Genomic DNA, 14,842 nt, shown 5'->3' on the forward strand with positions numbered 1-14,842 from the left:
CTTAAACTCCGGTGGATCCGTCGGGGCGCTTTCCGCCGGCAACGCGCTCGACCAGGTCGGCCAGGCGTTCAACGGCGTCGGGGCGTCCGACGGATCTTGCTGCGGCCGCCGCCTGGGCCAGACGGCCCGGCTCGGCCAGGAAAGCGGTCAATTCGCGCGCCAGGCGGTCGGCTGTCAACTCGGCCTGCGGGACGACCCAGCCGCCGCCCGCCCTGGCGAGGACGAGCGCGTTGGCGCTCTGGTCCTGATCGATGGCGCCGGGAAGCGGCACCATGATGGCAGGCCGGCCGATGACGGCGAGTTCGCACACCGTGGAAGCGCCCGAGCGGGAGACGACGAGATGGCTCGCGGCGATCCGCGCTGGCATGTCCTTGAAGAACGACGCCAGTTCCGCCGTGACGCCGAGCCTGTCATAGGCGGCGCGGACACGGTCCATGTCCTCCGGCCGGCACTGCTGGACGATCGAAAGCCGGGCGCGCGAAGCGGCGTCGAGCTTGGCGAGCGCCTCGGGCAAGAGGTCGGAGAAGAAGCGCGCGCCCTGGCTGCCGCCGAAGACGACGAGCTTCAGCGGGCCGCCTTCCGGCTGGGCCGGATAGGGAAGCTTGCTGGCGTCGATCACCATCTGCCGGACGGGATTGCCGGTCTGCACGACCTTGCCGCTGCCGGCATCGGCATGGCCGACCTCCGGAAAGCTGGTCGCGACCGCGCTGACCCGCGACGCCAGCAGCCGGTTGGCGCGGCCGAGCACGGCATTGGCGTCATGCGCGACGGACGGGATGCGCAGATGCACCGCCGCCAGAAGGGGCGGCACGGTCGGATAGCCGCCGAATCCGACGACGGCGGCGGGCCGCAGCCGCTTCAGCATCGCCTTCGACTGGCGATAGCCCTGCCAGAGGCTCCAGGCCGCCGCCAGCAGCACCTTGGGCGACTTCACCGAAGGGGTCGCGGAGCGGATGATGTGCGTCTCGTCGGCCGGAAAGTTCTGGCCGTAGGTCTCGGCGCGATGATCCGTCGCCAGATGCACGGACCAGCCGCGATCCTTCAGCGCGTAGGCGAGCGCCTCGGCGGGGAACAGATGGCCGCCCGTTCCGCCGGCGCAAAGCAGGATCGTCCTGTTCATCGCGTCAGGCTGCCTTCGGCCGGGTGGTGGCGAAGCGGCTGAAGCCGGCGGTCAGGCGCGCGGGCTCGAAGCGGCGGCGCGTCAGCGCCAGCACGAGGCCCATCTGGAAGGCGAGCGCCAGCATGGACGAACCGCCATAGGAGATGAACGGCAGCGTCATGCCCTTGGCCGGCATCAGGTTCAGGTTCACCGCCATGTTGATGACCGACTGCACGCCGAACAGCACCAGCAGGCCGGCGGAGGCGAGGCGCACGAAGGCATCCTCGTTCTTGAGGCTGTGGCTCAGGCCGCGCACGACGACGAAACCGAACATCAGCACCAGCCCCATGCAGAGGATGATGCCGAATTCCTCGGCCGCGACGGCGAAGATGAAGTCGGTATGGCTATCCGGCAGGATACGCTTGACGACGCCCTCGCCCGGTCCGCGGCCGAGCCAGCCGCCGTGGATCACCGAGTTCAGCGCGGTATCGACCTGGAAGGTGTCGCCGGCGCCGGGATCGAGGAAGCGGTTGATGCGACCGGCGAAGTGCGGAAACACCGTATAGGCGGCGACGATGCCGAGAGCGGCCAGACCGGCGAGGCCGGCGATCCAGAACCAGGAGAGGCCCGCCATGAAGAACACGGCCGACCAGGCGATGACGACCAGCATGGTCTGGCCGAGGTCCGGCTGCGCCACCAACAGCGCGGCGACGATCGCCAGCAGCAGCATGGCGAAGATGTTGCCCGGGATATCGTTGCGGCGCGAATTCTCGGTGAAGAGCCAGGCCGACAGCACCAGGAAGGCCGGCTTGACGAATTCGGACGGCTGCAGCGAGAAGCCGAGGATGTTGATCCAGCGCCGGGCGCCCTTCACTTCCTGGCCGATGAACAGCGTCGCGAACATCAGCACGACCGAGATCGCGAAGACGATCAGCGCCGTGCGGCGGACGTTGCGCGGCGACAGGAAGGAAGTGCCGATCATGATGGCGATCGTCGGCACCATGAACATCACGTGGCGCTTCACGAAGTGGAAGCTGTCGAGACCGATGCGCTCGGCCACGGGCGGGCTGCCGGCGAGCGACAGCACGACGCCGCCGATCATCAGGGCGAGCAACCCGAACAGGAGATACTTGTCGACCGTCCACCACCATTCGGCGAAGACGCTGCGATCGGCCCGGCTGACCATCACTTGACCTCCACGAACGGTTTGGCGCCGTCGAGCGCCAGGACGAGAGAGCGGAAGTGATCGCCGCGCTGCTCGAAATTGGAATATTGATCGTAGGACGCACAGGCTGGCGACAGCAGCACCACAGGCTCCGCCGCGCCGTCCGTCGCCGCGTCGCGGGCCGCATCGGCGACCGCGACATCCATCGTACCTGACATCACCGTCTCGACCTTGCCCGCCAGCGTCGCCGCGAATTCCTCCGCCGCGTCACCGATCAGATAGGCCTTGGCGATCCGGGGAAAATACGAGGCGAGGCTGGTGATGCCGCCGGTCTTCGGCTTGCCGCCGGCAATCCAGTAGATACGGTCATAGCTCGCCAGTGCCTTCTCGGCGGCGTCTGCATTGGTCGCCTTGCTGTCGTTGACGAACAGCGCCCGGCCGATCCGCGCGACACGCTCCATACGATGGGCGAGGCCCGGAAAGCTCTTCAACCCCTCGACGATCTCGGCCTCGGAGATGCTCAGCGCGCGCGCCGCCGCGATCGCTGCGGCAGCGTTCTGCGCATTGTGTGCGCCGCGCAGCGATCCGATGCCGTCGAGATTCGCGACCTCGCGAATGACGGCGTCGTCGGCCTCGACGATGCGTCCCTTGTCGACGAAATAGCCATTGGCGACCGGCCGGCGCACGGAGATCCGCTCGACCGCCACGCCGCGCTTGTCGAGATCCGACGCGATGGTCGAGCACCAGTCGTCGTCGACGCCGACAACCGCCGTCCCGGCGCCGCGCACCAGCCGCGCCTTGATGGCGGCATAGCGCTCCATCGTGTCGTGCCGGTCGAGATGGTCCTCGGTCAGGTTCAGCAGGATGCCGACGGTCGGGTCGATGGTCGGGGCCAGGTCGATCTGGAACGACGAGCACTCAACGATGTGGATACGGTCCTTGGCGGGCGGATCCAGCGAGAGGATCGCCGTGCCGATATTGCCGCCGAGCTGCACGTCCCAGCCGTCGACGCGGAAGAGATGGGCGATCAGGGCCGTCGTCGTAGACTTACCGTTGGTGCCGGTGATGGCAATGAAGGGCGCCGACGGGGCAATCGCCCGCCGCTCGCGGCAGAAGAGCTCGATGTCGCCGATGATCTCGACGCCGGCCGCCTTGGCGAGTTCGACGGTCCAGTGCGGCTTCGGGTGAGTCAGCGGCACGCCCGGCGACAGCACCAGCGCGTCGACGCGGGAGAAATCCAGCCCGCGCAGGTCGACGGTCGGGATGCCGAGCGCGGCCGCTTTGGCGACGGCCTCCGCCTTGTCGTCCCAGGCCGAGACCTCCGCGCCGCCGGCGACGAGCGCCTGCGCGGTGACGAGGCCGCTGCCGCCCAGTCCGAAGACCGCGACCGACTTGCCGGCGAAGGAGGTGATCGGCGTCATGCTGTGGCTACCGGATCTTCAGGCTGGAGAGGCCGATCAGGGCCAGCACGACCGCGATGATCCAGAAGCGGATCACGACCTGCGGCTCGGTCCAGCCAAGCTGTTCGAAATGGTGGTGAATCGGCGCCATCTTGAAGACGCGCTTGCCGGTCAGCTTGAACGACAGCACCTGGATGATGACCGAGGCCGCCTCGAGCACGAACAGGCCGCCGACGATGGCGAGCACGATCTCGTGCTTGGTTGCGACGGCGATGGCGCCGAGCATGCCGCCGAGCGCGAGCGAGCCGGTATCGCCCATGAAGATCGCCGCCGGCGGCGCGTTGAACCAGAGGAAGCCGAGGCCGGCGCCGAGCATCGCGCCGCAGAGCACGGCGAGCTCGCCCGTGCCGGGCACGAAATGAATCTGCAGGTATTCGGCGAAGATGGCGTTGCCGGAGAGATAGGCCATGACGCCGAACGAGGCAGTGGCGACCATGACCGGCACGATGGCGAGGCCGTCGAGGCCGTCGGTCAGGTTCACGGCATTGCCGGCCCCGACGATGACGAAGGCGCCGAACGGAATGAAGAACCAGCCGAGATCGATGACGAAGCCCTTCACGAAGGGAAAGGTCAGCGCGTCGGAGAGCGGCCCGGCCGAGAGGCGCGAGATGGCGATGCAGGCGACAGCGGCGATGGCGAACTCGACGGCGAGGCGCGAACGGCCGGAAAAGCCCTTGTGGCTCTGCTTCGTGACCTTGAGATAATCGTCATAGAAGCCGATCAGGCCGAAGCCGACCGTCACGCCGAGGACCGTCCAGACATAGAAGCTGGAGAGATTGGCCCAGAGCAGCGTCGAGACGATCAATCCGGACAGGATCATCAGGCCGCCCATGGTGGGCGTGCCCTTCTTGGTGACGAGATGGCTCTGCGGCCCGTCCTCGCGGATCGGCTGGCCCTTGCCCTGCTTGAGCTTGAGCCCGCGGATGATGGCGGGGCCGAACAGGAAGACGAAGATCAGCGCCGTCATCGTCGCGCCGCCAACACGGAAGGTGATGTAGCGGAAGACGTTGAGGCCCGAGAATTGCGCGGAGAGATCCCCCAGCAGGTACAGCATCAGACGGGTCCTTCAGTGGCGGGATCGCTCTCGACGGGGGCCGGGGTAAATCGGGTCTTCAATGTCTCGACGATGGGAGCCATGCGGCTGCCATTCGAGCCCTTGACCATCACGACATCGCCGGCGCCGAGCTCGTCGAGGAGAATCGCCTCTAGCTCATTTGCCGTTTCGGCATAATGGCCGCGCATGGCGTCGGGCAAGGCCTCCCAGAGGGCTCGCATCGACGGGCCCGCCAGATAGGCGCGGTCGATACCGGCCGCGACGAGCGGCTCGGCCAGTTCTGCGTGCAGCTTCAGCGTGTCGTCGCCGAGTTCCAGCATGTCGCCGAGCACGGCGATGCGACGGCCGGCTCCGGCCGTCCGCGCCTGCGCCAGGACGGTGATCGCCGCGCGCATGGAGGTCGGGCTGGCGTTGTAGCTCTCATCGATCAGCGTCGCATCGCCCTGGCCGATCGCGAGGCGGTGGCGGGCGCCGCGCCCCTTCGGCGCGGAAAGCCCGCCAAGCGCGGCCGCCGCCTCGGCGACATCGCCGCCAAGCTTCGATACCGCCAACAGCACCGCGAGCGAATTCTGGACGAGATGGCGACCCGGCGCGCCGATGGTGAATTCGACCAGCTGGTCGAGGATGCGGGCGCTGACGCGCGAGTGGTCCGCCTGCATGTCGAGGGCTTCGAGCCGCGCGTCGGCGTCGCGGCCCGTGCCGAACGACAGGACATTGTCGATGCCGGCGTCCATGGCGAGCAGCGCCAGCCGCTCGAACTGCGGGCTGTCGCCATTCAGGATGGCGGCCCCGCCCGGCTCGACACCGGAGAATATCTCCGCCTTGGCGCGGGCGATGCCGTCGACGCCGTCGGGGAAGAATTCGAGGTGCACGGCCTCGATGTTGGTGATGATGGCGACATGCGGCCGAACCTGCGCCACCAGCGGGGTGATCTCGCCGGCATGGTTCATGCCGATCTCGAACACGGCGAAGCGGGCATCGGCCGGCATCCGCGACAGGGTCAGCGGAACGCCCCAGTGATTGTTGAACGACGCCGGCGAGAAGTGGGTCGGCCCCTGCGCGGCAAGCACATGGCCAAGCATCTCCTTGGTCGAGGTCTTGCCGACGCTACCGGTCACCGCGGCGATGCGGGCGGTCGAGCGGGCGCGCGACGCGCGGGCAAGATCCTGCAGCCCTTCCAGCACGTCTTGCACGACGACCAGCGGAATCGTCATCCGGCCGAGGCCGGCGAGTTGGTCTGCCGCCACCACCGCGACGGTCGCGCCGTGGCCGGCCGCGGCGCCGACGAAGCGGTGGCCATCGAAGCGATCGCCGCGAATGGCGAAGAAGGCGTCGCCGGCCTGCACGGTGCGGCTGTCGATCGAAATGCCGGAAACAGCCGGGCCAACGGCGGTCGGACGCCCCTTCATGCCGGCGACGAAATCATCGAACGTCCAGAGCTTGTCGGTCATGTGCGCGCCTCCGCGGCGAGCGCCGCGGCGACCACCTCATGGTCCGAGAAAGGCAGCACGACGCCGTTGACGATCTGCCCGGTCTCGTGGCCCTTGCCGGCGACGCAGAGCACGTCGCCCTCGCCCAGCATGGAGACGGCCTCCAGGATGGCGGTGCGGCGATCGGGGATGACGATCGAATCGGGCGCGCCGGCCAGGATCTCGGCGCGGATGCGGGCCGGATCCTCCGAGCGGGGATTGTCGTCGGTGATGATCACCACGTCGGCATTGCGCCGGGCCGCCTCGGCCATCAGCGGGCGCTTGCCGGCGTCGCGGTCGCCACCGGCGCCGAAAACGACGAAGAGCCGCTTGCGGGTCATCGGCCGCAGCGCGCCGAGCGCATGGTCGAGGGCGTCGGGCTTGTGGGCGTAGTCGATGAAGACGAGCGCGCCCTTGTCGGTGACGCCGACCCGCTCCAGCCGTCCCGGCGCGCCGACGAGCGAGCCGAGCGCCTCGATGGCGATGCGCGGCTCGATGCCCGCGCCGATGGCGAGGCCGGCGGCGACGAGGGCGTTCGAAACCTGGAAACCGCCGGCGAGCGGCAGGCGGACATGCATCGGCGTGCCGAAGACGTCGAGCTCGAGCGACTGGCTATAGAGATCGGGCTCGTCCTTGACGAGGCGAATCGACCGCCCTGCCCGGCCTACATCGATCAGGCGCTGCCCGCGGCGGCGCGCCACGTCCATGACCGCCTTCGCATAGGGACCGTCCGCGTCGACGACGGCGGTGCGGCCTTCCGGCAGGAGATTGCCGAACAGCTTGAGCTTGGCCTCGAGATAGTGCTCGACCGTCGGATGATAATCCATGTGATCGCGGCCGAGATTGGTGAAGGCCGCCGCCGTCAGGCGAACGCCGTCGAGCCGATGCTGATCGAGGCCGTGGCTCGACGCCTCGAGCGCCGCGTGGGTGACGCCCTGGCGAGCCAGCCGGTCGAGGATCCGGTGAAGCTGGATCGGATCGGGCGTGGTCAGGCTGCCATAGTCGGAACCGTCGGGCGAGACGACGCCGATGGTGCCGATCGAGGCGGACTTCCTGCCGGCGATCTCGAAGATCTGGCGGACAAAGGCGGCGACCGAGGTCTTGCCGCTGGTGCCGGTGACGGCGACCAGGTTTTCCGGCTGCAGGGGATAGAAGCGGGCGGCGAGATGCGCCAGCGCGATGCGCGGATCGGCGGCGCGCAGCACCGGCACGCCGAGATCGTCGGGAAGGACCGAGTCGGGACCGCAGACAATGGCCGCAGCGCCCCGCTTCACCGCATCCGGCGCGAAGCGGGCGCCATCCGCCGCCACGCCCTTCAGCGCCGCGAACAGAATGCCCGGCTCGACAGCGCGGCTGTCCGCCGTAAGGCCGGAAATCTCGATCTCCGCCTGATCGGCGGAAAGCGAGAAGTCGTTCGAAGCTAGATCACCGAGCCGCATTCTGGGGTCGAACCCTCCCGATCGTTCCTGTTTCGCGCCAGGTATGGGGCGCGCAGGCCCTTCCAAAGGCCCGCTCTTCGAACCTCAATACGACACAAGCATGGCGTCGGGGTGGCTTTCGTTCTCGCTGCGCGGCTGGACGCCCAGAATTGCGGCGGCACGACGGATGACGTTGGAGCTGACATTCGCGGCGTTCCAGGCCGCGAGCGCCGGCAGGCCGGGCTTCTCCGGCTTCGGATCGTCGATCGAGATCAGCATGACATATTCCGGATCGTCCATCGGGAAGGCCGACAGGAACGAGTTCAGGTAATGGCCCTCGACATAGCGCCCGTTGGCGATCTTCTCGGCCGTGCCGGTCTTGCCGCCGACGACATAGCCGGGGACGTCGGCATTGCGGCCGGAGCCCTTGACGGCGTTGAAGCGGAACAACCAGCGCATCTCGTCGCTCGTCTTCTTCGACACCATTTGCGTGGAGTCGGCCATCGCCTCTTCCTGCGTGCGCGGGAAGAAGGTCGGCGTCAGAAGGTGGCCGCCATTGACCAGCGCCGCATCGGCGACGGCCGCCTGCATTGGCGTGATGGCGATGCCGTGGCCGAAGGAGACGGTCAGCTGCGTCGCCTGGCTCCAGCGCTTCGGCACCTGCGGCGTCGCGACTTCGGGAAGGTCGGTCTTCAGCCGGGTCGAGAGGCCGAACTTCTTCAGATAGGCCTGCTGCTCCTCCTGGCCGACGGCGAGCGCCATCTTGGCCGTACCGATGTTGGACGAATACTGGAAGATCTCCGGCACCGTCAGGAAGCGCGCCTTGGCGTGGAAGTCGCGGATGACGTTGCGGCCGACATGGATCGGGAAGCGCGCGTCGATGCTGTCCGTCATCTTCACGCGTCCGGAATCAAGCGCCATCGCGAAGGTGAAGCTCTTGAACACCGAGCCGAGCTCGAAGGTGCCGGCGGTCAGGCGGTTCAGCCGGTCCGGCTTGTTGGCGTCGGTCGGCGTGTTCGGGTCGAAATCGGGCAGTGACGCCATCGCCATGACCTCGCCGGTCTTGGCGTTGAGGATGACGCCCATGGCGGCGACCGACTGGTAGCGCTGCATCGCGCCGACGAGCTCGTCGCGCAGGATGTGCTGGACGCGCATGTCGATCGACAGCTTCACCGGCTGCATGTCGGCGCCCTTCATGGCGAAGCCCGCGCCATGCAGATCGCCAAGGCCGCGCTCGTCGATCGCCTTCTCGATGCCGGCAATGCCCTGATTGTCGATGTTGACGAGGCCAACGATATGGGCCGCGGCCGGGCCGCCCGGATAGAAGCGGCGGTTCTCGGTCAGGAAGCCGACGCCGGGAATGCCGAGATTGTGGATCTCGGACTGCTGCTTCGGCGTGATCTCGCGCTTGACCCAGACAAAGCCGGCCTGCGTCGACAGCTTCTTGCGCAGCTGCGCCGCGTCGAGGTCCGGCAGGACGCTGGTGATCAGTTCGGTCGCCTCGTCGGGGTCGACGATCTTGTTCGGCTCGGCGAAGAGCGAGGCGGTCTTGATGTCGGTGGCGAGGATCTCGCCATTGCGGTCGACGATGTTGGGACGCGCGGTCGCGACCGCCTGGGCCGCGCTGCCGCGGGCGGCGGAGCCGGCCTGGTCGCTCATGCCGAGCATGACGAGACGGCCGCCGATGACGCCATAGACGAGCATGAAGGCGACCATGGTCAGCGCGATGCGGCTGCGGGTCTGGTCGTGGCGCGCCTTGCTCGCTCCCTTCAGCGCGACATGACGCCCGCCATTGGCGGGGCTGAACATGCCGGGACGGTCGGTCAGCGTCATCGTCATGGGTTCGCTCCCGTTTGAGCCACGATGTCACGGGGACGGGGCTTGGCGACGCTTGCCTGCGCCGTGGTGGGCTTGGCGACGATCGGCTTCGCGGCGCCCGACTTGGCGACGCCGCTGGTGATCATGCGGTCGAGCGAGGCGCCCGGAACCTCGATCGGCTTGTCGGGCACGTCCTCGATGCTGGCGAGCTGGCGCACGTCGAGCGGCGCGAGGTGCAGATAGGAGCCATAGCGCTGGACGAGGTCCTGCAGACGGGACGGCTGATCGAGCACGCTCCACTCCGCCTGCAGGATGTTCATCATGTCCTTCTCGCGCACGATCTCGCGGCGAAGCTCCATGACGTGATCGGCGGCGCGGCCGGCGCGATCCTTCATGGCATAGGTGACGACGGCGCCGGCCACCATCAAAGCAACCCAGATGACGTTGAGTGCCCGGAGCATTACGACCTCGCCACTTTGAATTCAGGTAGTGCCGGAACGCCGGCCGCCTCGGCGTCGAACGGCCGCGCTGGCGCCTCGGTGCGGATGCCTGCGCGCAGCTTGGCCGAGCGAGCCCGCGGATTGCGCGCCGTCTCGGTGTCGCCCGCGACGACCGCGCCCTTGATCGCCAGCGTGAAGGTCGGCGCCGCGAGAACGCGCTCGGGCATGTGCCGCGAGCCGCCCGCCCGGACCTCGCTGCGTTCGGCCAGGAAGCGCTTGACGATGCGGTCTTCCAGCGAATGGAACGACACGATGACCAGGCGGCCGCCCGGCTTCAGCACGCGCTCGGCGGCGGCCAGCGCCCGGCCGAGCTCGTCGAGCTCCTGGTTGACGTAGATGCGCAGCGCCTGGAACGTGCGGGTCGCCGGATGGATCGGATCCGTCGGCTTCTTGCCGACGACGCGCTCGACCAGGCCGGCAAGCTCGCTGGTGCGCAGATAGGGCTTGGCGACGCGATCCTGCGTGATGGCGCGCGCGACGGCGGCGGCCCGGCGCTCCTCGCCGAGCACCGAGATGATGCGGGCGAGGTCGCGCGCTTCCATCGTGTTGACGACGTCGGCGGCGCTCGGCCCTTCCTGGCTCATGCGCATGTCGAGGGGGCCGTCGAAGCGGAAGGAAAAGCCACGCTCGGCTTCGTCCAATTGCATCGAGGAAACGCCGATATCGAGCACGACGCCGTCGACCTTCTCGTGCCCCTGCCCTGCCGCGATCGCGTCGAGATCGCCGAAGCGGCCATGCACGAGGTGCAGCCGGCCCTGATATTCGGCGACGAGCGCCTGGCCGTCGGCGATCGCGTTCGGATCGCGGTCGATGCCGATCACCGAAGCGCCGGCGTCGAGGATGGCGCGGCTGTAGCCGCCGAGGCCGAAGGTGCCGTCGATGACGACGCCGCCGGCCACGGGCGCGAGATGCTCGATCACCTCGGCGAGCAACACGGGAACGTGGCGGTCGGATCCGCCGGCGATGCCGCCCTTCGAGCCGTCACCGGTCGTCATGATTCCGCGCCTCCGGAGGAACGCGGACCCGCGCCAAGCCGGCGGCGCAATTCGCGCACGCGGTTCTTGGCCTCGTCCCGATAGGCGACGAAACGCTCCGGTTCCCAGATCTGAAACTTGTAGCCCTGACCGACGAAGGTCACGGTGTCGCCGATACCGGCATGGGCCTTGATCACCTCGGACAGCGCCACGCGCCCCTCCGGGTCGATCCTCAGCACCTCGCTCTCGCCGATCAGCGTCGTCGAGAGGAATTCGTGGTCCTCGGAGAAGGGCTCGAACAGCGTCAGGCTGGCGCGGATCTGGCTGACGAGGCGATTGCCGCCCGCATCCACCGCGTTCTGGTCCAGCGTCGGACAGCAATAGAGCCCCTCGAAGCCGTCGCGCGCCAGCACGGAGCGGAACGATGCCGGGATCGACACCCGCCCCTTCGAGTCCAGCCTGTTGGTGAAGGTCGAAACGAATTCCTCCATCACCTTTCGCGCCGGCGCTCCCCTTGAAAATGCCCATTGAAAGCCCGCCCGCGCAGCGAGCCGGGAACACACTCAATGGACGCGGACTGGAAACAACATCCCGGCATGCCATGCGGCGCCACAGATCGACCGGAGTTTGCCGACCGCAGTGCCCTCGAACCGGGATGATTTGGGATACCATGGGTGAATATGGGCGTCAATGGAATCGGCCCCCACGACAGGCAGGCGCCACCGCCCGTATCACACCGGGTTAAGCTTAATTTTCCGTAGCTTTTGACGGCGCGGGCATAAGGAATCCGTATGATTTCGGCCGTTCGGGCACGGCACTTTTCCAAGGCCTAATTTTGCGGGGCGATGGGAATGGCCGGCATCCGGCGGCGACGAGGCGATCGCGGCGGGGATCGGGAGCCGCGGTGGGAGGCGCTCCCATCCGGCGGGCGGCCCTTGCGGGCGGGGCGCGGCCGGCAAGGGCGCGCTCGGGACGGCATCGCGGCGGGGCCGGCGATGCGGATCGACGATCAGGGGAAGAAAGAATGCCAGTCGGCCTGTAAGCCGGGTTCTGTAGGGCGGCGGCGAACCGCCGCGTGACGACCATTCATCTTGGACGTCCGTTGCCGGACGCCTCGTGCGACCAACCCGGGTGACCGGCCTGGAAACAGGCTGGGCTCGCGCCCGCGTCACCCCTATTCGGTCTTGCTCCCGGTGGGGTTTACCGTGCCGTTCCCATTGCTGGGACCGCGGTGGGCTCTTACCCCACCCTTTCACCCTTACCCGTGACGCGAACGCTCGGGCGGTTTGCTTTCTGTGGCACTTTCCCTGGGGTCGCCCCCGCCGGGCGTTACCCGGCACCGTGTTTCCATGGAGCCCGGACTTTCCTCCCCTGCGACCTTTCGATCCTGCAGCAGCGGTCGTCCGGCCGACTGGCAATGCGGGGCTTAGGGGGGCGACGGGTGCGGGTCAAGCCCATCAAGGGGGAAGTCGTTCCCCGCACCCGACATTGAAGGCGGTCAGGAGGCCTGTCGGCCCGCAACTGATTCAGGCGGCACCCGCGAAGGCGGGCGACATCGAGCCTGGCAGTCTTGCGTCCTCCCCGTACGCGCCCGCACTAGCGAACGCTGCAACACGAGAGGCTTCGGCCGAGACCGCCCCGACCACGTCCGAACTTAGTTCGAAGCCATGATCTGCTGGACCTTGCCGCAATAGCGCAGCGGGCCCTTGGTCATGCGGGTGGCGCCATGGCCGCCATTGTACTTCAGGATGGTGCCGCAAAGATCGCCGCCGGCGAGCTTGCGGGCCTGGCCGAGATACATCATGCCGTAGCGGATGTTGGTGGCCGGGTCGTAGAGGGCCTTGGCCGAGCCCTTGTAGCCCATGCCGCGAGCCGTCTGCAGGCGGACCTGCATCAGGCCGATCTCGCCGACGCTGCCCGTCATGTTGGGCTTGTAGTTGCTCTCGACGGTGATGACGGCGTGGGCGAGCGACAGGGGAACGTTGTTCGCCGCGGCGTGGGTGCGGATCAGATCATCGAAGCTGCTGCGGTCGGCTGAGGCGATACGCGTTTCGTTCGACTTGAGCAGTCGGCCAGACTTGGCCGACGCCGGAGCAATGGCGAGACCGCTGGTGGCGACGAGGGCGGTCAGGGCGAGTACGCAAAACTTCTTCATACCTGGGGGTAACTCACATCGTTGACGATGGCGGCACCTTTCGTTGCCCAAGAGTCCCGAATTGGGGCACCCGAACTGAAATCAGGTTACAGGCTTTAACATTTCGTGATCGCCCGAACGGCCGGGCAAAATGATTTGCCGGCTGAACAGTTTCGAACTGCCGCTGGGGAACTCAGGCCTTGTCGGACAACGCCCGAGCGAGACGGTGCAGCGTCACAATCGTCGAAGAATCGGCAATTCCATCAACCCTTTCGGGCCGGAAGTGGCGCTGGAACGCGGTGACGACCTGTTCCGTCTCCTGATCGTAAGTTCCAGAGATCTGAATGGGATAGCCGTACAGCGCCAGCATCGCCTGCAGCGCCTCGATCGGCGCGCCACTTTCACCGATGCTAAAAAAACGACCGCCCCGAATCGGTTCCGGCTCGACGAAATGACCGAGCCCGGCAGAAGCCAGGCGGCCCCATGGGAACTTCTCGCCTGGGTCGCGCTTCCGCGCGGGCGCAACATCGGAGTGAGCAAGGATTCGTTCCGGACGAATGCCGTGTCGAGCGCAAATGTCGCAGGCAAGTGCGATCACCGCATCGATCTGTTCGTCGGGAAAATCGGGGTAACCATGGTCATGGCCCAGGTTGGCGATCTCGATTCCGACAGACCGGGAGTTGATATCGGTCGCGCCATGCCACGAAGAGACGCCGGCATGCCAGGCGCGATCCGCCTCGGCGACCAGTTGCGTGATGGTTCCGTCCTCGCCGACGACATAGTGGCAGGAGACGTTGGAGGCCGGGTCGCTCAACAGGCCGATCGCCGCCTCGGCCGTCTTCATGTCCGTATAGTGCAGGATCAGGATGTCGACAGGCGCGCCGCCGACGCGCGGTCCGAAATTGGGCGAAGGCCGCCACGCCACACCCGGCAGCTTGGCATCCGGCAGGGCTGCGTCAGGCACGTCTCTCTCCATGGTCATGCGAAGGCCCGCTCGCGGCGGATGCGGTCATACGCGCCGTTCAGCGCGGCGAGCTTGGCGGTGGCGATCGCGAGAAATTCGGCCGGCACGCCGCGCGCGATCAGCCGGTCCGGATGGGTCTCGGCGACAATGCGGCGATAGTGCCGCTTCACGTCGTCATTCGAGGCGGCGCGGTCGATGCCCAGGATGAGGTAGGGGTCGCCCTCCTCCGGCACGATGTGGCGACTGCTGATGCGCGCGAACGCCGCCTCGCCGATGCCGAAGATCGACGCGACATGGTCGAGGAACGCCAGTTCGTCCTGATGCACCATGCCGTCGGCCTTGGCGATGTGGAACAGGCCATCGACGATGTCCTCGAACACGGGCGAGCCCGGCTCGAACAGGCCGGCGAGCTTGCGCGCATAGGCGTCGAAGCCGGCGACGTCCTGCTTGGCGAGGTTGAACAGCCGCGCCACGTTCTGGTGCTCGGCCGCCGGGATATCGAACAATTGCTCGAAGGCGGTGACTTCGTCCCGCGTCACGACGCCGTCCGCCTTGGCCATCTTGGCCGAGAGCGCGATCATCGAGACGGAGAACGCCACCTGCCGCCGATCCTCCGGCGAGCCGGACAGCATCGTGCGGACGGTTTCGATCAAATCGTCCAGCGCCCGCCCGAGGGTGCAGGAGCCGGGAAGCGAGCATATGAGGTCGCCGAGTCGTTGCCAGATTGTCATGGCGGAATCATAGGCATCCGCGGCGTCGAGTGCGAGAGTCCAGGGTGTCGCGCAGT

The 14,842-nt window shown here is 67.4% G+C and carries 13 protein-coding genes and 1 other RNA gene; all 14 read right to left on the reverse strand.

Annotated features, from left to right (window positions below):
• Position 1 precedes the first annotated feature (1 nt).
• Positions 2-1,120: an undecaprenyldiphospho-muramoylpentapeptide beta-N-acetylglucosaminyltransferase gene (gene murG / locus OSH07_RS09725; RefSeq protein ID WP_266338436.1), complete on the reverse strand. Its 1,119-nt coding sequence runs from the start codon at positions 1,118-1,120 to the stop codon at positions 2-4.
• Positions 1,121-1,124: 4 nt separating this feature from the next.
• Positions 1,125-2,285, reverse strand: coding sequence for a putative lipid II flippase FtsW (gene ftsW, locus OSH07_RS09730; RefSeq protein WP_266338437.1), 1,161 nt, complete (start codon positions 2,283-2,285; stop codon positions 1,125-1,127).
• Positions 2,285-3,685: a UDP-N-acetylmuramoyl-L-alanine--D-glutamate ligase gene (gene murD / locus OSH07_RS09735; RefSeq protein ID WP_266338438.1), complete on the reverse strand. Its 1,401-nt coding sequence runs from the start codon at positions 3,683-3,685 to the stop codon at positions 2,285-2,287. The genes ftsW and murD overlap by 1 nt, the downstream gene beginning before the upstream one ends.
• A 7-nt stretch (positions 3,686-3,692) precedes the next feature.
• Complete coding sequence (gene mraY, locus OSH07_RS09740; RefSeq protein WP_266338439.1) at positions 3,693-4,778, reverse strand: phospho-N-acetylmuramoyl-pentapeptide-transferase; 1,086 nt, start codon at positions 4,776-4,778, stop codon at positions 3,693-3,695.
• A complete protein-coding gene (locus OSH07_RS09745) occupies positions 4,778-6,229 on the reverse strand; it encodes a UDP-N-acetylmuramoylalanyl-D-glutamyl-2,6-diaminopimelate--D-alanyl-D-alanine ligase (RefSeq protein WP_266338440.1) in 1,452 nt (483 codons plus the stop codon). The genes mraY and OSH07_RS09745 overlap by 1 nt, the downstream gene beginning before the upstream one ends.
• Entirely contained in the window at positions 6,226-7,686 is a 1,461-nt protein-coding gene (locus OSH07_RS09750) for a UDP-N-acetylmuramoyl-L-alanyl-D-glutamate--2,6-diaminopimelate ligase (protein WP_266338441.1), read from the reverse strand. Before OSH07_RS09750 ends, OSH07_RS09745 begins: the two co-directional genes overlap by 4 nt.
• An 84-nt stretch (positions 7,687-7,770) precedes the next feature.
• A complete protein-coding gene (locus OSH07_RS09755; RefSeq protein ID WP_266338442.1) occupies positions 7,771-9,504 on the reverse strand; it encodes a peptidoglycan D,D-transpeptidase FtsI family protein in 1,734 nt (577 codons plus the stop codon).
• Positions 9,501-9,944: a cell division protein FtsL gene (gene ftsL / locus OSH07_RS09760; protein ID WP_266338443.1), complete on the reverse strand. Its 444-nt coding sequence runs from the start codon at positions 9,942-9,944 to the stop codon at positions 9,501-9,503. Before ftsL ends, OSH07_RS09755 begins: the two co-directional genes overlap by 4 nt.
• A complete protein-coding gene (rsmH, locus tag OSH07_RS09765; protein ID WP_266338444.1) occupies positions 9,944-10,978 on the reverse strand; it encodes a 16S rRNA (cytosine(1402)-N(4))-methyltransferase RsmH in 1,035 nt (344 codons plus the stop codon). The genes ftsL and rsmH overlap by 1 nt, the downstream gene beginning before the upstream one ends.
• Positions 10,975-11,448 carry a division/cell wall cluster transcriptional repressor MraZ gene (locus OSH07_RS09770; protein ID WP_266338445.1) on the reverse strand — a complete coding sequence of 158 codons (474 nt, stop codon included), beginning with the start codon at positions 11,446-11,448 and terminating at the stop codon, positions 10,975-10,977. The genes rsmH and OSH07_RS09770 overlap by 4 nt, the downstream gene beginning before the upstream one ends.
• A gap of 532 nt (positions 11,449-11,980) precedes the next feature.
• Positions 11,981-12,372: RNase P RNA component class A (gene rnpB, locus OSH07_RS09775), an RNA gene on the reverse strand.
• 239 nt (positions 12,373-12,611) lie between these two features.
• Entirely contained in the window at positions 12,612-13,112 is a 501-nt protein-coding gene (locus OSH07_RS09780) for a lytic transglycosylase domain-containing protein (RefSeq protein WP_266338446.1), read from the reverse strand.
• Positions 13,113-13,284: 172 nt separating this feature from the next.
• Positions 13,285-14,067, reverse strand: coding sequence for an N-acetylmuramoyl-L-alanine amidase (locus OSH07_RS09785; RefSeq protein ID WP_266338662.1), 783 nt, complete (start codon positions 14,065-14,067; stop codon positions 13,285-13,287).
• A 2-nt stretch (positions 14,068-14,069) separates the two neighbouring features.
• Positions 14,070-14,786, reverse strand: coding sequence for a J domain-containing protein (locus tag OSH07_RS09790; protein ID WP_266338447.1), 717 nt, complete (start codon positions 14,784-14,786; stop codon positions 14,070-14,072).
• Positions 14,787-14,842: the final 56 nt, after the last annotated feature.

This window comes from Kaistia nematophila (assembly GCF_026343855.1).
Taxonomy (GTDB): Bacteria; Pseudomonadota; Alphaproteobacteria; order Rhizobiales; family Kaistiaceae; genus Kaistia; species Kaistia nematophila.